Origin of the sequence: Enterobacter sp. ku-bf2, assembly GCF_001742765.1 — a bacterium.
Classification (GTDB): Bacteria; Pseudomonadota; Gammaproteobacteria; order Enterobacterales; family Enterobacteriaceae; genus Enterobacter; species Enterobacter quasiroggenkampii.
The window spans coordinates 1-15,179 of the sequence record NZ_MDVW01000006.1 but is presented as its reverse complement, the minus strand read 5'-3'; the positions used below and the strand labels follow the sequence as shown (position 1 = coordinate 15,179).

The 15,179-nt window shown below is 54.7% G+C and carries 14 protein-coding genes and 2 rRNA genes; 8 read left to right on the top strand and 8 right to left on the bottom strand.

Annotated features, from left to right (window positions below; translation table 11 throughout):
* Positions 1 to 20: 20 nt before the first annotated feature.
* Positions 21 to 596 (bottom strand): RNA polymerase sigma factor RpoE, encoded by a 576-nt coding sequence (gene rpoE / locus BFG58_RS11175; protein WP_006176728.1) that lies wholly within the window; start codon positions 594 to 596, stop codon positions 21 to 23.
* A complete protein-coding gene (rseD, locus tag BFG58_RS24440; RefSeq protein ID WP_223605340.1) occupies positions 593 to 676 on the bottom strand; it encodes a rpoE leader peptide RseD in 84 nt (27 codons plus the stop codon). The genes rpoE and rseD overlap by 4 nt, the downstream gene beginning before the upstream one ends.
* Before the next feature lie 343 nt (positions 677 to 1,019).
* On the opposite strand from rseD, the gene nadB reads away from it, so the two are divergent.
* A complete protein-coding gene (nadB, locus tag BFG58_RS11170; RefSeq protein WP_025912839.1) occupies positions 1,020 to 2,639 on the top strand; it encodes an L-aspartate oxidase in 1,620 nt (539 codons plus the stop codon).
* On the opposite strand, the gene BFG58_RS11165 is transcribed toward nadB, so the two are convergent.
* Positions 2,624 to 3,361: a tRNA1(Val) (adenine(37)-N6)-methyltransferase gene (locus BFG58_RS11165; RefSeq protein ID WP_069719824.1), complete on the bottom strand. Its 738-nt coding sequence runs from the start codon at positions 3,359 to 3,361 to the stop codon at positions 2,624 to 2,626. The genes nadB and BFG58_RS11165 overlap by 16 nt on opposite strands.
* A gap of 132 nt (positions 3,362 to 3,493) precedes the next feature.
* Between BFG58_RS11165 and srmB the strand changes: the two genes are divergently transcribed.
* Positions 3,494 to 4,822 (top strand): ATP-dependent RNA helicase SrmB, encoded by a 1,329-nt coding sequence (gene srmB, locus BFG58_RS11160; protein ID WP_023344704.1) that lies wholly within the window; start codon positions 3,494 to 3,496, stop codon positions 4,820 to 4,822.
* A 51-nt stretch (positions 4,823 to 4,873) separates the two neighbouring features.
* Here the strand turns inward: srmB and grcA are convergent, their stop codons facing one another.
* Positions 4,874 to 5,257 carry an autonomous glycyl radical cofactor GrcA gene (gene grcA, locus BFG58_RS11155; protein ID WP_008502190.1) on the bottom strand — a complete coding sequence of 128 codons (384 nt, stop codon included), beginning with the start codon at positions 5,255 to 5,257 and terminating at the stop codon, positions 4,874 to 4,876.
* A gap of 314 nt (positions 5,258 to 5,571) precedes the next feature.
* Here grcA and ung point away from each other — a divergent pair, with 314 nt between their 5' ends.
* Complete coding sequence (gene ung, locus BFG58_RS11150) at positions 5,572 to 6,261, top strand: uracil-DNA glycosylase (protein WP_023333064.1); 690 nt, start codon at positions 5,572 to 5,574, stop codon at positions 6,259 to 6,261.
* A 40-nt stretch (positions 6,262 to 6,301) separates the two neighbouring features.
* On the opposite strand, the gene BFG58_RS11145 is transcribed toward ung, so the two are convergent.
* The gene (locus BFG58_RS11145) at positions 6,302 to 7,402 is read right to left on the bottom strand and encodes a tRNA/rRNA methyltransferase (RefSeq protein ID WP_008502192.1); all 1,101 of its coding nucleotides are present in this window, start codon (positions 7,400 to 7,402) and stop codon (positions 6,302 to 6,304) included.
* Positions 7,403 to 7,606: 204 nt separating this feature from the next.
* Here BFG58_RS11145 and trxC point away from each other — a divergent pair, with 204 nt between their 5' ends.
* The 5 genes from trxC (at position 7,607) to BFG58_RS11120 (ending at position 13,328) form a co-directional block, all read left to right on the top strand.
* On the top strand, positions 7,607 to 8,026 hold the full coding sequence (trxC, locus tag BFG58_RS11140; protein ID WP_045908528.1) for a thioredoxin TrxC: 420 nt from the start codon (positions 7,607 to 7,609) through the stop codon (positions 8,024 to 8,026).
* Positions 8,027 to 8,095: 69 nt separating this feature from the next.
* Positions 8,096 to 8,794: a tRNA-uridine aminocarboxypropyltransferase gene (gene tapT / locus BFG58_RS11135; protein WP_048226270.1), complete on the top strand. Its 699-nt coding sequence runs from the start codon at positions 8,096 to 8,098 to the stop codon at positions 8,792 to 8,794.
* Positions 8,795 to 8,829: 35 nt separating this feature from the next.
* Positions 8,830 to 11,493 (top strand): protein lysine acetyltransferase, encoded by a 2,664-nt coding sequence (gene pat, locus BFG58_RS11130; protein WP_069719823.1) that lies wholly within the window; start codon positions 8,830 to 8,832, stop codon positions 11,491 to 11,493.
* Between the two features lie 110 nt (positions 11,494 to 11,603).
* Positions 11,604 to 12,959 (top strand): CDP-diacylglycerol--serine O-phosphatidyltransferase, encoded by a 1,356-nt coding sequence (pssA, locus tag BFG58_RS11125; protein ID WP_023294337.1) that lies wholly within the window; start codon positions 11,604 to 11,606, stop codon positions 12,957 to 12,959.
* Between the two features lie 45 nt (positions 12,960 to 13,004).
* Positions 13,005 to 13,328 (top strand): YfiM family lipoprotein, encoded by a 324-nt coding sequence (locus BFG58_RS11120; RefSeq protein ID WP_069719822.1) that lies wholly within the window; start codon positions 13,005 to 13,007, stop codon positions 13,326 to 13,328.
* Here the strand turns inward: BFG58_RS11120 and BFG58_RS11115 are convergent.
* The 3 genes from BFG58_RS11115 to BFG58_RS11105 form a co-directional block, all read right to left on the bottom strand.
* Positions 13,325 to 14,620 carry an MFS transporter gene (locus tag BFG58_RS11115; RefSeq protein ID WP_069719821.1) on the bottom strand — a complete coding sequence of 432 codons (1,296 nt, stop codon included), beginning with the start codon at positions 14,618 to 14,620 and terminating at the stop codon, positions 13,325 to 13,327. The two genes, BFG58_RS11120 and BFG58_RS11115, sit on opposite strands and share 4 nt — an antisense overlap.
* Before the next feature lie 209 nt (positions 14,621 to 14,829).
* Positions 14,830 to 14,945: ribosomal RNA gene (gene rrf, locus BFG58_RS11110) — 5S ribosomal RNA — on the bottom strand.
* Positions 14,946 to 15,015: 70 nt separating this feature from the next.
* A 23S ribosomal RNA gene (locus tag BFG58_RS11105) occupies positions 15,016 to 15,179 on the bottom strand; the annotation flags it as partial.

Below are 15,179 nucleotides of genomic sequence, written 5' to 3'. Positions count from 1 at the left end.
TTTCCAGTATCCCGCTATCGTCAACGCCTGATAAGCGGTTGAACTTTATTATCAATAGCTTCTCGCGCACGGAAAATTCGTGAACGTACCGTGCCGACCGGACAATCCATGATAGCGGCTATCTCTTCATAGCTCAGACCATCCAGCTCCCGTAACGTAATTGCCATGCGTAAATCTTCCGGGAGCGACTCGATCGTGCGAAAAACGATTTGTCTCAGTTCTTCTGACAACATTAAGTTCTCAGGGTTCGAAATTTCTTTCAATGCGCCGCCACTTTCGAAGTTTTCGGCGTCGATTGCGTCCACATCACTAGAAGGCGGACGACGGCCCTGAGCGACCAGATAATTCTTTGCCGTATTGACCGCAATACGGTACAGCCAGGTATAAAAAGCACTATCTCCCCGGAACGAATCCAGCGCGCGATAGGCCTTAATAAAAGACTCTTGCACCACATCAGGCACATCGCCTGACGGTACATAGCGGGAAACCAGGCTCGCCACCTTATGCTGGTAGCGCACCACCAGTAAGTTAAAGGCTTTCTGATCTCCCTTCTGGACCCGTTCAACCAGGACCTGGTCCGTTAACTGCTCGCTCATCCGAGGTAATGTCTCCCCAAACCTAAATTCCACGCGTTATCGAAACGCCACTCTAAAAATACCGCACTTTGAGCAAGCACCGAATTAGAGTGTCTGATCTTCAATAAGTTCCGTAACGCCTTTGTTTTTGTTCATCGCGCCGCAGACTGTTCATTTTCTCTCATTATAAGTCTGTTCACGATACGCACCACTTTCTGACAAGAAACATCTTTTTCCCGCCAGAAGAGTAACGCAACCCAGTCTTTATTTCATCACAAAATCTGACGCTAACGATCTGCTTCGCAAAATAATTTCACTCATTTACCCTCCGTTTACCTCTGCTTACGCGTTTAGTCATTGCAACAGCCATTAAAAAAAACGTGCGATAAATCGCATTCAGGTGCTATTCTGGCCTAACACTGTTTAGTAAATTAAACAACAATCATGAACACAACACCTGAACTCCATTGTGATGTACTGATCATCGGCAGCGGCGCTGCCGGTCTCTCTCTGGCGCTACGCCTGGCCGAGCATCAAAACGTTATCGTTCTGAGTAAAGGGCCGATAAGCGAGGGTTCCACGTTTTATGCCCAGGGCGGGATTGCCGCCGTGTTTGATGAGACAGACAGCATTGCCTCCCACGTCGACGATACGCTGATTGCCGGGGCCGGGATCGTGGATGCGCACGCCGCAGAGTTTGTCGCCAGCAATGCCCGCCATTGCGTGCAGTGGCTCATCGACCAGGGCGTCTTATTCGATACGCAGGTTCAACCCAACGGTGAAGAGAGCTACCACCTGACGCGCGAAGGCGGTCATAGCCACCGCCGCATCCTGCACGCAGCGGATGCCACCGGTAAAGAAGTGGAAACCACGCTGGTCGGCAAGGCGCTGAGCCATCCTAATATTCGGGTGCTTGAACGAAGTAACGCCGTTGACCTGATTATCTCCGACAAGATTGGCCTGCCGGGCACGCGTCGCGTGGTGGGCGCCTGGGTCTGGAACCGCAATAAAGAGAAGGTGGAAACTTGCCAGGCGAAAGCTGTAGTGCTGGCCACGGGCGGTGCCTCTAAAGTGTATCAGTACACCACGAACCCGGACATTGCTTCCGGAGACGGTATCGCGATGGCCTGGCGCGCCGGCTGCCGGGTGGCGAACCTTGAGTTCAATCAGTTTCACCCAACCGCTCTGTTCCATCCTCAGGCGCGCAACTTCCTGCTGACGGAAGCCCTGCGCGGCGAAGGCGCCTATCTGAAACGCCCTGACGGCACCCGCTTTATGCCCGACTTTGACGCCCGTGGCGAACTGGCCCCGCGCGATATCGTTGCCCGCGCCATCGACCATGAAATGAAGCGTCTTGGCGTGGATTGCATGTATCTTGATATCAGCCACAAGCCTGCAGAGTTTATTCGCCAGCACTTCCCGATGATTTACGAAAAGCTGCTCAACCTTGGCATCGATTTAACGCGCGATCCGGTGCCGATTGTGCCAGCCGCCCACTATACCTGTGGTGGGGTGATGGTTGACGATCATGGGCGTACCGATGTCGATGGCCTGTATGCTATCGGTGAGGTCAGCTATACCGGGCTTCATGGCGCGAACCGTATGGCGTCTAACTCGCTGCTTGAGTGCCTGGTCTACGGCTGGTCGGCCGCAGAAGACATCACCAAACGCATGCCCTACGCCCGCGAGACTGAGCGCCTGCCTGCCTGGGATGAAAGCCGCGTGGAAAATCCGGACGAGCTGGTCGTGATCCAGCATAACTGGCATGAGCTACGGCTATTTATGTGGGATTACGTCGGGATTGTGCGCACCACGAAACGTCTTGAGCGCGCGCTGCGCCGCATCACCATGCTGCAGCAGGAAATTGATGAGTATTATGCCAATTTCCGCGTATCGAATAATCTGCTGGAGCTGCGCAATCTGGTGCAGGTTGCCGAGCTGATCGTTCGCTGCGCGATGATGCGTAAAGAGAGCCGCGGGTTGCACTATACGCTGGACTATCCGGATCAGCTTGCGGAATCCGGCCCGTCGATCCTCGCCCCGCAGGTTTACATAAACAGATAAAACGCCTGGGTCAGGGCAGTGTAATCTTCGGAATAACGCTGGTCTGGCCCACGGATCACCATTCGATCGTTAAAGCATTCACCCTCTTTCGGCGAGAGCGCCAGCAGCACGCGGTGTGGCAGTCGGCCTTCCGTATCCGAAATATCGGTACGCAGACGTAACGTCCAGCCAATCTCCTGCGCGATACCGATGAACGTGTTGCCGGTACTCTCTGGCAGGACCACGCAGAAAAAGCCTTCTTCGGAGATGAGTTCGGCCGCACTGGTGAGCAGCGCTTTATGATCGAGGGAACGGGTATAACGCGCCTGTTCGCGCTCGGGTGTCCCGCACTCAACGCCGGGCTCATAGTAGGGAGGGTTGCTGACGATCAGGTCGTAACGTGCGGTTTGTTCAGGCGCCCAGGCGAGCACATCGGCGCAGTCCACTTTCATGCGGGCAGCCCAGGGGGATTCGGCCACGTTTTCACTTGCCTGCTCTGCCGCCTGCGCATCCAGCTCGACGGCATCGATGGTGACATGCTCTTCCGTGCGCTGCGCCAGCATTAACGCCACCAGCCCGCTGCCGGTACCGATATCAAGAATACGCTTAACCCCTGCGACAGGCGCCCACGCGCCCAGTAAAATACCGTCCGTACCGACCTTCATGGCACAGCGATCGTGAGCGACAAAAAATTGTTTAAACGTAAAACCATCGCGGCGCAGCTGCGCTTTGAGTTGAGACATGTCGGAGCAACCTTCTAAGTGAAACTGGAGTAGCATAGGGGAAAGCGAAGTGGCCGAAAAGCGATATCCATACAAACAGATGAAGATTACAGCCGTAACGTCTATAATCAGCGCCCCACACAGAGGTAGAACATGACTGTAACGACTTTTTCCGAACTTGAACTCGATGAAAGCCTGCTCAATGCACTTGAGAGCAAAGGCTTTACACGCCCGACCGCCATTCAGGCAGCGGCCATTCCGCCTGCGCTTGAGGGCCGCGATGTGCTCGGTTCTGCGCCAACCGGCACGGGGAAGACAGCAGCCTATTTGCTGCCTGTGTTGCAGCATCTGCTCGATTTTCCACGTAAAAAATCTGGCCCGCCGCGTATTTTAATCCTGACGCCGACGCGCGAACTGGCCATGCAGGTGGCCGATCACGCGCGTGAACTTGCGGCAAATACCCATCTGGATATCGCGACCATCACCGGCGGCGTTGCGTATATGAACCACGCCGAAGTGTTCAGCGAAAACCAGGACATCGTCGTTGCGACGACGGGCCGCCTGCTGCAGTACATTAAAGAAGAGAACTTCGACTGCCGTGCGGTTGAAACGCTGATCCTCGACGAAGCCGACCGTATGCTGGACATGGGCTTCGCACAGGATATCGAGCACATTGCCGGGGAAACGCGCTGGCGTAACCAGACGATGCTGTTCTCTGCCACCCTCGAAGGGGAAGCGATTAAAGACTTCGCAGAGCGTCTGCTGGAAGATCCGGTAGAAGTGTCGGCGACGCCGTCCACCCGTGAGCGTAAGAAGATCCACCAGTGGTACTACCGCGCGGACAACCTTGAGCACAAGGTCGAATTGCTCAAACACCTGCTGAAGCAGGAAGATGCGCTGCGCACAATCGTGTTTGTCCGTAAGCGCGAGCGCGTGCATGAGCTGGCAGAAATGCTGCGTAACGCCGGGATCAACAACTGCTATCTTGAAGGCGAGATGGCGCAGATCAAGCGTACCGAAGGCATTAAGCGCCTGACCGATGGCCGCGTTAACGTGCTGGTTGCCACAGACGTTGCCGCTCGCGGGATCGACATCCCTGACGTCAGCCACGTCATTAACTTCGATATGCCGCGCAGCGGCGATACCTATCTGCACCGTATTGGCCGTACCGGCCGCGCGGGCCGCAAAGGGATTGCTATCTCACTGGTCGAAGCGCATGACTACCTGCTGCTGCAGAAAATTGGCCGCTATGTTGACGAGCCGCTGAAAGCGCGCGTTATTGATGGCCTGCGCCCAACCACGCGTGCGCCGAGTGAAAAAATGACGGGTAAACCGTCCAAGAAAGCGCTCGCGAAACGTGCTGAGAGAAAAGAGAAAGAAAAAGAGAAACCGCGCGTGAAGCAGCGCCACCGCGATACCAAAAATATTGGTAAGCGCCGTAAGCCAAGCTCTGCTGCACCAGAGACAAAAACGGAAGAGTAAAAAAAAGCCGGGGAAATCCCCGGCTTTTTTATTCCCCCCGTAGCTGAAGCCTTACAGGCTTTCAGTAAAGGTACGCGCGATAACGTCGCGCTGCTGTTCTGGGGTCAGAGAGTTGAAGCGTACCGCATAGCCGGACACGCGAATGGTCAGCTGTGGGTATTTTTCTGGGTGCTCAACCGCGTCCATCAGCGTTTCGCGACGCAGTACGTTTACGTTCAGGTGCTGACCACCTTCCACGCGCACTTCCGGTTTCACTTCCATTGGAATTTCACGGTATTCGATTTCGCCCAGTTTGCTCACCGGCACGATTTCATCTTCAGCAAAACCCGCTTTCGCGACGACACAGCGCGCTTCGTTTTTCTCGCTGTCCAGCAGCCAGAAAGAGTTGAGCAGATCGTCATTTGCAGCTTTAGTAATCTGGATACCTGTAATCATGTGTTGCCTCCCTTAGGCTACATTAACTGATGTCGGCCTCTCGCGGCCAATTGGTAAAACCATTGTTTCTTGTGTGTATATATATCATTCACACCCCGGTGATTTATTGATTTAAATCAACAAAAACACCAACCACATAAAGAGTGTGGTTTGAATTTATTGCTTTAGATCAATTTCATGACCTTACCAATTCAATTTAACCTGCACATTTTCAACATAAATTTAGCCACTTAGCGCGCATTTCAGTGTGCTATTTTGCTCACCGGGCTTTAACAGGTAAGCTAGTCAGAGATTGAAATTCGCAGGAGAGCGAGATGACGACACCTTTAACCTGGCATGACGTGCTGGCAGAAGAAAAGCAGCAGCCCTATTTTATCAATACGCTCAGCACCGTTGCGGCTGAGCGCCAGTCCGGACAGACGATTTACCCGCCGCAGAAAGATGTGTTCAACGCCTTTCGCTACACCGAACTGAGCGATGTGAAAGTGGTCATTCTGGGCCAGGATCCCTATCACGGCCCGGGTCAGGCGCATGGGCTGGCGTTTTCCGTACGTCCCGGCGTGGCGATCCCCCCTTCTCTGCTCAACATGTATAAAGAGCTTGAGGGAACCGTGCCCGGGTTTACCCGACCAAACCATGGCTACCTGGAAAGCTGGGCACGTCAGGGCGTGCTGTTATTGAACACGGTACTCACCGTTCGGGCCGGCCAGGCGCACTCGCACGCCAGCCTGGGCTGGGAGACGTTCACCGATAAAGTCATCAGCCTGATCAACGAACACCGTGAAGGGGTCGTGTTTTTACTCTGGGGATCGCACGCGCAGAAGAAAGGGGCGATTATTGACCGTCAGCGTCATCACGTGTTGAAAGCGCCGCACCCGTCACCGCTGTCTGCACATCGCGGTTTCTTTGGCAGTAATCATTTTGTTCTGGCGAACGAATGGCTGGAAAAACGTGGCGAAACGCCCATTGACTGGATGCCTGTGTTACCGGCAGAGAGCGAATAGTATTTGAATGTGCCGGGTCTGACCCGGCACATGAAGAGGCTTATGCCTTATTCTGACGCCACCATTCGGCCAGCAGTACACCGGTCGCAACGGATACGTTCAGACTTTCCACATTGCCTGTCCCATCAATAGAGACGCTCAGATCCGCACTAGAGAGGGCCGCATCAGACAGACCATCGCGTTCCTGACCCAGCACCAGCACCATTTTGCGTGGCAGCGTCGCTTTAAACAGCGGCGTACCGGCATGGCTCGAGGTGGTCACGATGGAATAACCCGCTTTACGGAACTGCTCAAGGGCATCCAGCACGCTGTCGCCGGTGATCGGCTGTACGTGTTCGGCTCCGCCTTCCGCAGTACGGATCGCGGCACCGGATTCCAGCAGCGCGGCATCCTGCAACAGCACGCCTTTCACGCCAAAGTGCGCGCAGCTACGCATCATTGCGCCCAGGTTATGCGGGTTGCCCACGTCTTCCAGCGCCAGTACACAGTCATCGGCATCCGCCTGACTGACCCACTGCTGAACGGTCGTACCGTTACGTTTTTTGATCAGGAAGCAGACGCCGCCGTGGTGTTCGGTACCGGATGCTTTGGTCAGCTCGGCATCATCAACCACGTGGTAGGCTTTGCGGTTTGCCGCCATCCAGCGCAGCGCTTCTTTAAAGCGCGGGGTTACGCTCTGAATAAACCAGGCGCGGACGATACATTCAGGACGGCTCTGGAACAGAGCCTGGCAGGCGTTTTCACCATACACGCGAGTCTCTTCCGCACGCTGACGGCGCAGCACTTCCGGGTCAATAAAGCTTTTACCGCTAATACCGCCGTGATCGGCCTTTTCTGGCGTTTCGTCGCCAGGGGCACGAGAAACGGTGCGCCACGGGGAGGCGTTATCACGTGAGAAGTCATCCCGCGGACGGTCATCGCGTTTGCGATCGTCACGCTTGCGGTCATCACGTTTGCGGTCATCACCGCGGTTGTTTCTGTCATCGCGGGCGGGGCGACGGCCACCGTCTGCACGAGAAGACGCCGGACGCCCGCCACCTTTTCCGGTACGCGGATTTTGGGTGCGTTTATCAGAGTCATCATCACTGCGGACATACATCACTTTGACCTTGCCGCTTTTATTTTTCATTTCGTCGTTCATGCTTTTCTCCACCAGCGCTGCGCGAAGCGCGCAGATTACCCGATGTGCCAGCGCATAGCCATAATTTCGTACAAAAGCCTGTGACTATTGTTCTCATTGAATAAAACGCATTGTTGTTTCAAACAGGCTCATTGATAATATGTAACATATTAGAAACATTATCGGCATTTTGCCGCTGTCCCACGGCTCTATCAGAGGTTAGTTATGAATACCGTATGTGCCAACTGTCAGGCTCTTAACCGCATTCCGGACGATCGGATTGAAGATGGTGCGAAATGCGGACGCTGCGGCCATGAATTGTTTGATGGCGAGGTCATTAACGCGACGGGTGCTACGCTGGACAAACTCCTCAAGGACGATCTTCCTGTTGTGGTTGATTTCTGGGCGCCCTGGTGCGGCCCATGCCGTAGCTTCGCGCCGATCTTCGAAGACGTGGCCGAAGAGCGCAGCGGAAAAATACGTTTCGTTAAGGTCAATACTGAAGCTGAACCTGAACTGAGCGCCCGTTTTCGTATTCGCAGCATCCCGACCATTATGATTTTCAAAAATGGTGAAGTGCTCGATATGCTCAACGGTGCGGTGCCTAAAGCGCCTTTTGAAAGCTGGTTAAACGAGTCGCTGTAACATTCTCGGGGCACATCTTGTGCCCCGTTCTCGCCTCTGCGAAAATAGGGTTTTTCCTGCATTTCGCCCATGACTGATAACGCTGTTCTTCAATTACGCGCCGAACGCCTTGCGCGCGCTACCCGCCCCTTCCTCGCGCGCGGAAACCGTATTCGCCGCTGTCAGCGCTGCCTGCTGCCGCTGAAGGTTTGCCTGTGCGAGACGCTGGCGCCGAGTACGGCCCAGAGCCGTTTTTGTCTGGTCATGTTTGATACCGAGCCGATGAAGCCCAGCAATACAGGTCGCCTCATTGCCGATATTCTGCCGGATACCGCGGCATTTCAGTGGTCCCGTACGGAGCCTCCTCAGGCGCTGCTCGACTTAGTGGCAAGCCCGGACTATCAGCCGATGGTCGTTTTCCCTGCGTCATATGCAGGTGTCGATCGCCAGGTGCTTTCGACGCCGCCAGCCGGTAAACCGCCGTTGTTTATTATGCTGGACGGCACCTGGACCGAAGCGCGAAAAATGTTTCGTAAAAGCCCGTATCTCGACGCACTGCCGGTGATTTCTGTCGATCTGTCCCGCGTCTCCGCCTATCGCCTGCGTGAAGCGCATGCTGACGGGCAATACTGCACCGCCGAAGTGGCCATTGCGCTTCTGGACCTGGCGGGTGATACCGCTGCGGCTCACGCCCTGGGCAACCATTTCTCCTGTTTCCGGGAACGCTATCTGGCGGGAAAAACCGTTCATAAGGGCAGCGTCACAGCAGCCGAGACGGAAAGCGTTTAAAATCATCAGGTCGCTTGCATTCACAGGAGGCCTGCATGAGCCAGCGAGGGTTAGAAGCGCTACTTCGTCCTAAATCCATTGCCGTCATCGGCGCATCAATGAAACCGGATCGTGCTGGCTATCTGATGATGCGCAACCTGCTGGCCGGGGGATTTAATGGCCCCGTCATGCCCGTCACACCGGCGTATAAGGCGGTTCAGGGAGTGCTTGCATGGCCTGATGTACAGAGCCTGCCTTTCGTACCGGATCTGGCCGTACTGTGTACAAACGCAAAACGGAATCTGGAACTGCTGGAATCGCTCGGCAAGAAAGGCTGTAAAACCTGCATTATTCTCTCGTCTCCGCCGGAACAGAAAGCCGAGCTTCTGGCCTGCGCCAGCCGCTATCAAATGCGCATTCTTGGGCCAAACAGTCTGGGCCTGCTCGCCCCCTGGCAGGGGCTGAATGCCAGCTTCTCTCCGGTTCCAATCCGCAAAGGCAAGCTCGCGTTTATCTCGCAGTCGGCTGCGGTATCGAACACCATTCTCGACTGGGCGCAGCAGCGTGAAATGGGATTCTCCTACTTCATTGCGCTCGGTGACAGCCTGGATATCGACGTTGATGAGCTGCTGGATTTTCTGGCGCGCGACGGCAAAACCAGTGCGATCCTGCTTTATCTTGAGCACCTCAGCGACGCGCGTCGTTTTGTCTCGGCGTCGCGAAGCGCGTCGCGCAATAAGCCGATCCTGGTGATCAAAAGCGGACGCAGCCCTGCGGCACAGCGTCTACTGCATTCGCATTCCGGCATGGATCCCGCCTGGGACGCCGCCATTCAGCGCGCGGGTTTGCTGCGGGTACAGGATACGCACGAGCTTTTTTCCGCCGTTGAGACGTTAAGCCATATGCGCCCGTTGCGCGGCGAGAAGTTAATGATTGTCAGTAACGGCGCCGCCCCTGCCGCACTCGCCCTGGATGAGCTGTGGCGGCGCTTCGGCAAGCTGGCCACGCTGAGTGAAGAGACGCTGCAGCGCCTGAAAGACGCGCTTCCGACCAGCGTGACGCCCGGCAATCCGCTTGATTTGCGCGATGATGCCAGCAGCGAGCGCTATATCAAGGCCATTTCCATTTTGCTGGATAGCCAGGATTTCGATGCGCTGATGATTATCCACTCCCCCAGCGCGGTCGCGCCGGGCAGCGAAAGCGCGCGCGCGCTCATTGAGGCGGTGCGCAACCATCCGCGAGGCAAATATGTCACCCTGCTGACCAACTGGTGCGGAGAGTTTTCTTCGCAGGAGGCGCGACGTCTGTTCAGCGAAGCCGGACTGCCAACCTACCGCACGCCGGAAGGCACCATTACCGCGTTTATGCATATGGTGGAATATCGCCGCAACCAGAAACAGCTCCGCGAGACGCCGGCGTTGCCCGGTAATCTGACGGCCAATACCGTCGACGTTCACCGGCTGTTGCAGCAGGCAATCGAAGAAGGCGCGACGTCGCTGGATACGCATGAAGTCCAGCCCATTCTGGGCAGCTACGGGATGCAGACCCTGCCGACCTGGATCGCCAGCGATAGCGCTGAGGCCGTGCATATTGCCGAGCAGATTGGCTATCCGGTTGCCCTGAAGCTGCGCTCCCCGGATATTCCGCATAAGTCTGACGTTCAGGGGGTGATGCTCTACCTGCGTACGGCGACTGAGGTGCAGCAGGCCGCAGATGCCATTTTTGACCGGGTCAAAATGGCGTGGCCACAGGCAAGGATCCACGGCTTGCTGGTGCAAAGCATGGCTAACCGCGCAGGCGCTCAGGAGTTACGGGTGGTGGTCGAACACGATCCCGTCTTCGGCCCGCTCATCATGCTGGGGGAAGGCGGTGTGGAGTGGCGCCCGGAGGAACAGGCCGTGGTGGCGTTACCGCCGCTGAACATGAACCTGGCGCGTTATCTGATTATCCAGGCGATCAAAAGCAAAAAGATCCGCGGCCGGAGCGCGCTGCGTCCGCTTGATATTGCCGGGCTAAGTCAGTTCCTGGTGCAGGTCTCTAACCTGATTGTGGATTGTGCCGAGATCCAGCGGCTGGACATTCATCCGCTGCTTGCCTCCGGCAATGAGTTTACGGCGCTGGACGTGACCCTGGATATCGCGCCATTCGAAGGAGACAGAGAGAGCCGTCTTGCGATCCGCCCGTATCCCCTGCAGCTGGAGGAGTGGGTTGAGATGAAAAATGGGGAACGCGCCTTGTTCCGCCCTATTCTGCCGGAAGATGAGCCACAGTTGCGGGCCTTTATCTCTCAGGTCACGAAAGAGGACCTTTATTATCGCTATTTTAGCGAAATCAACGAATTTACCCACGATGATTTAGCCAATATGACCCAGATCGACTACGATCGAGAAATGGCGTTTGTTGCCGTTCGTCGCGCCGATAAGGGTGATGAGATCCTCGGCGTCACGCGTGCGATTTCTGACCCGGATAACGTCGATGCGGAGTTTGCCGTGCTGGTACGCTCCGATCTTAAAGGTCTGGGCCTGGGAAGACGACTGCTGGAAAAACTCATCAGTTATACGCGAGATCACGGATTGTTACGCCTTAATGGCATTACTATGCCTAACAATCGCGGTATGGTGACCCTGGCGCGAAAACTTGGGTTTGACGTTGATATTCAGCTGGACGAAGGTATTGTTGCCTTGTCCCTCAGTCTGACTTCAGCAGACAAACGCGAGTAAGCTACTGGAAATGTTACCCACTTTGGACGGGACTGGTGGTATCATTGTCCGCTTATGTTGTTTGCATAGTACAGACAACCCTTCAATGAACAGAGAAGAAACGCACTGTGATGTTGTCAAAATTTAAGCGTAATAAACATCAACAACACCTTGCTCAACTACCGAAGATTTCTCAGTCAGTTGATGATGTAGAGTTCTTTTACGCTCCCGCTCATTTTCGGGAGACGCTTCTGGAAAAGATTGCCAGCGCCACGCGACGCATTTGCATTGTGGCACTGTATCTTGAACAGGATGAAGGCGGGCGCGCGATCCTGAACGCGCTCTATGAAGCCAAACGTCAGCGTCCGGAACTGGATGTACGCGTGCTGGTAGACTGGCATCGCGCCCAGCGTGGCCGTATTGGCGCTGCCGCGTCAAACACCAATGCTGACTGGTATTGCCGCACAGCGCAGGAAAATCCTGGCGTTGACGTGCCTGTTTATGGCGTCCCGGTGAATACCCGTGAAGCGCTCGGCGTTCTTCATTTCAAGGGGTTCATCATCGATGACAGCGTGCTTTACAGCGGCGCCAGTCTCAATGATGTCTACCTTCATCAGCTCGATAAATATCGCTACGACCGCTACCATCTGATCCGTAATCCGCAGATGGCCGATATCATGTTCAACTGGGTTGATAAAAATCTGGTTCATGGCCGTGGCGTTAATCGTCTTGACGATCCCGAGCGCCCTAAAAGTCCGGAAATCAAAAATGATGTTCGCGCCTTCCGCCAGGAGCTGCGCGATGCGGTCTATCATTTCCAGGGCGATGCGAACAACGAAGAGTTATCCGTTACCCCGCTGGTAGGGCTCGGCAAATCAAGCCTGCTGAACAAAACGATTTTCCATCTGATGCCGTGCGCGGAGCAGAAACTCACTATCTGCACGCCGTATTTCAACCTTCCTGCCGTGCTGGTGCGTAATATCATTCAGCTGCTGCGCGAGGGTAAAAAAGTGGAAATCATCGTGGGTGATAAAACGGCAAACGACTTCTTTATTCCCGAAGATCAGCCGTTCAAAATCATCGGTGCATTGCCTTATCTCTATGAGATTAACCTTCGCCGTTTCCTGAGCCGCTTACAGTATTACGTCAACACTGACCAGCTGGTTGTGCGTCTCTGGAAAGATGAAGACAATAGTTACCATCTGAAAGGCATGTGGGTCGACGATGAGTGGATGCTGCTGACCGGTAACAACCTGAACCCGCGCGCGTGGCGACTGGATCTGGAAAACGCTATCCTGATCCATGATCCGCAGCATGAGTTAGCCGCCCAACGTGAACGCGAGCTGGAGCTGATTCGCACCCATACAACCGTGGTGAATCACTACCGCGAACTGCAGAGCATTGCCGATTATCCGGTGAAAGTTCGCAAGCTTATTCGCCGCTTACGTCGTATCCGTATCGACCGACTTATCAGCCGTATTCTGTAATGTCCAGGCCCTGTCACCCGCAGGGCTTTTTTATGGGGCCCGTTGATGCGTATTCCTCTGTTACTGAGTGCCATTTTCCTGAGTGGCTGTAGCCATATGGCCAACGATAGCTGGTCCGGACAGGATAAAGCACAGCATTTTCTCGCTTCCGCGATGTTGTCCGCAGCCGGTAATGAATATGCCCAGCATCAGGGATACAGCCGGGATCGTAGCGCGGCGATCGGGCTGATGTTCTCAGTAAGTCTTGGGGCATCAAAAGAACTGTGGGATAGCCGCCCCGCAGGGAGCGGCTGGAGCTGGAAAGATTTCGCCTGGGATGTCGCCGGCGCAACGACCGGCTATGCCGTATGGCAGATGGCGCGGTATTAAAGTCGAATGCCTTTCCCTTTGCGATGCAGCATCAGGGAGACAACAAACGCCAATGCCCCCATTCCCGTTACGTACCAGAAGAATGTCGTTTCGCTTCCCCATGATTTAAGCGACAGCGCTACGTACTCTGCCGATCCGCCAAACACCGCGTTGGCGACCGCATAAGAGAGCCCTACCCCTAACGCACGGACCTGCGCCGGGAACATCTCGGCTTTCAGTATCCCGCTGATGGAGGTGTAGAAACTGACAATCACCATCGCCACCATCACCAGCGCAAAGGCAGCATACGGTGAAGAGACATGCTGAAGCGCAGTCAGAATGGGGACGGTACATAATGCCGACAATCCGCCAAAAATGAGCATCGACGTACGTCGGCCAATTTTATCCGAGAGCGCGCCGACGATCGGCTGTATGAGCATAAAGACAAACAGTGCCACGGTCATGACCACGCTGGCGACGTTTGCGTGCATGCCGGTGGTGTTTACCAGGTATTTTTGCATATAGGTGGTGAACGTATAAAAACTGAGAGAGCCGCCCGCGGTGAAGCCCAGCACCATCAGGAAAGCTTTACGGTTACGCCATAATCCTTTGAATGTTCCCGCCTCCTTCAGCATCATGACCTCTTTCTGAGAGGTTTCATCTAGCTGACGGCGTAGCCAAAGTGCAACGACCGCCAGTACAGCGCCCATTGCGAAAGGGATCCGCCATCCCCAGGCGTGAAGTTGTTCGTCCGTCAGAATTTGCTGCAGGATCACCACCACAAGAATGGCCAGCAGTTGACCGCCAATCAGCGTGACATACTGGAATGAGGCGTAAAAACCTTTACGGCCTTCCAGTGCAATTTCACTCATGTAGGTTGCACTGGTACCGTATTCACCGCCCACCGATAATCCCTGGAATAAGCGTGCCAGCAAAAGCAGCGCCGGTGCCCAGGTACCAATCGATGCATATCCCGGTAAGCAGGCGATCACCAGCGAGCCAAAGCACATCATGCACACCGAGATCAGCATAGAGGCCTTACGCCCGCGACGATCAGCAATACGGCCGAACAGCCATCCCCCGATGGGTCGCATCAAGAAGCCTGCGGCGAAGACTCCTGCCGTTTGTAGCAGCTGCGTGGTGGTGTTGCCGGAGGGGAAGAAAATATGTGCAAAGTAGAGTGAACAGAATGAGTAGACGTAAAAGTCGAACCATTCAACCAGATTCCCTGAAGAGGCGCTGATGATTGCCCATACCCTTCTTCGGGTATCACTGTGAGCCAGCGTCCCGTTTGATGTCATGCTTTCTGTCATTGTGATTATGCTCCTGCCATAAACTGCGGCGTATTGAGCCTGGAGACTCAATAACCTCGTAAATGAAATGTTATAATTTTGTTATAAATCACATTGAGACAGAGATCACACATTCCATTAGCAGGATAAGGGATTAAGACAAAAGCCAGAGTGGAAAAACAAAAGCAAAAAACCCCGCACCTTACGGTACGGGGTTCTTCTTATTTGATGCCTGGCAGTTCCCTACTCTCACATGGGGAGACCCCACACTACCATCGGCGCTACGGCGTTTCACTTCTGAGTTCGGCATGGGGTCAGGTGGGACCACCGCGCTAAAGCCGCCAGGCAAATTCTGTTCATCTGTATCAAAGCTGAAAATCGTGTCTGTCTCGTCGCCAAAACATCTTCGGCGTTGTAAGGTTAAGCCTCACGGTTCATTAGTATCGGTTAGCTCAACGCATCGCTGCGCTTACACACCCGACCTATCAACGTCGTCGTCTTCAACGTTCCTTCAGGAGACTTAAAGTCTCAGGGAGAACTCATCTCGGGGCAAGTTTCGTGCTTAGATGCTTTCAGCACT

What these genes read in the sequence shown, in the direction of transcription:
- BFG58_RS11115 (WP_069719821.1), bottom strand. Translation starts at nt 14,620, where the DNA reads ATGACAGAAAGCATGACATCAAACGGGACGCTGGCTCACAGTGATACC.
- ung (WP_023333064.1), top strand. Translation starts at nt 5,572, where the DNA reads ATGACGACACCTTTAACCTGGCATGACGTGCTGGCAGAAGAAAAGCAG.
- nadB (WP_025912839.1), top strand. Translation starts at nt 1,020, where the DNA reads ATGAACACAACACCTGAACTCCATTGTGATGTACTGATCATCGGCAGC.
- BFG58_RS11145 (WP_008502192.1), bottom strand. Translation starts at nt 7,402, where the DNA reads ATGAACGACGAAATGAAAAATAAAAGCGGCAAGGTCAAAGTGATGTAT.
- rpoE (WP_006176728.1), bottom strand. Translation starts at nt 596, where the DNA reads ATGAGCGAGCAGTTAACGGACCAGGTCCTGGTTGAACGGGTCCAGAAG.
- BFG58_RS11165 (WP_069719824.1), bottom strand. Translation starts at nt 3,361, where the DNA reads ATGTCTCAACTCAAAGCGCAGCTGCGCCGCGATGGTTTTACGTTTAAA.
- srmB (WP_023344704.1), top strand. Translation starts at nt 3,494, where the DNA reads ATGACTGTAACGACTTTTTCCGAACTTGAACTCGATGAAAGCCTGCTC.
- tapT (WP_048226270.1), top strand. Translation starts at nt 8,096, where the DNA reads ATGACTGATAACGCTGTTCTTCAATTACGCGCCGAACGCCTTGCGCGC.
- trxC (WP_045908528.1), top strand. Translation starts at nt 7,607, where the DNA reads ATGAATACCGTATGTGCCAACTGTCAGGCTCTTAACCGCATTCCGGAC.
- pssA (WP_023294337.1), top strand. Translation starts at nt 11,604, where the DNA reads ATGTTGTCAAAATTTAAGCGTAATAAACATCAACAACACCTTGCTCAA.
- pat (WP_069719823.1), top strand. Translation starts at nt 8,830, where the DNA reads ATGAGCCAGCGAGGGTTAGAAGCGCTACTTCGTCCTAAATCCATTGCC.
- grcA (WP_008502190.1), bottom strand. Translation starts at nt 5,257, where the DNA reads ATGATTACAGGTATCCAGATTACTAAAGCTGCAAATGACGATCTGCTC.
- BFG58_RS11120 (WP_069719822.1), top strand. Translation starts at nt 13,005, where the DNA reads ATGCGTATTCCTCTGTTACTGAGTGCCATTTTCCTGAGTGGCTGTAGC.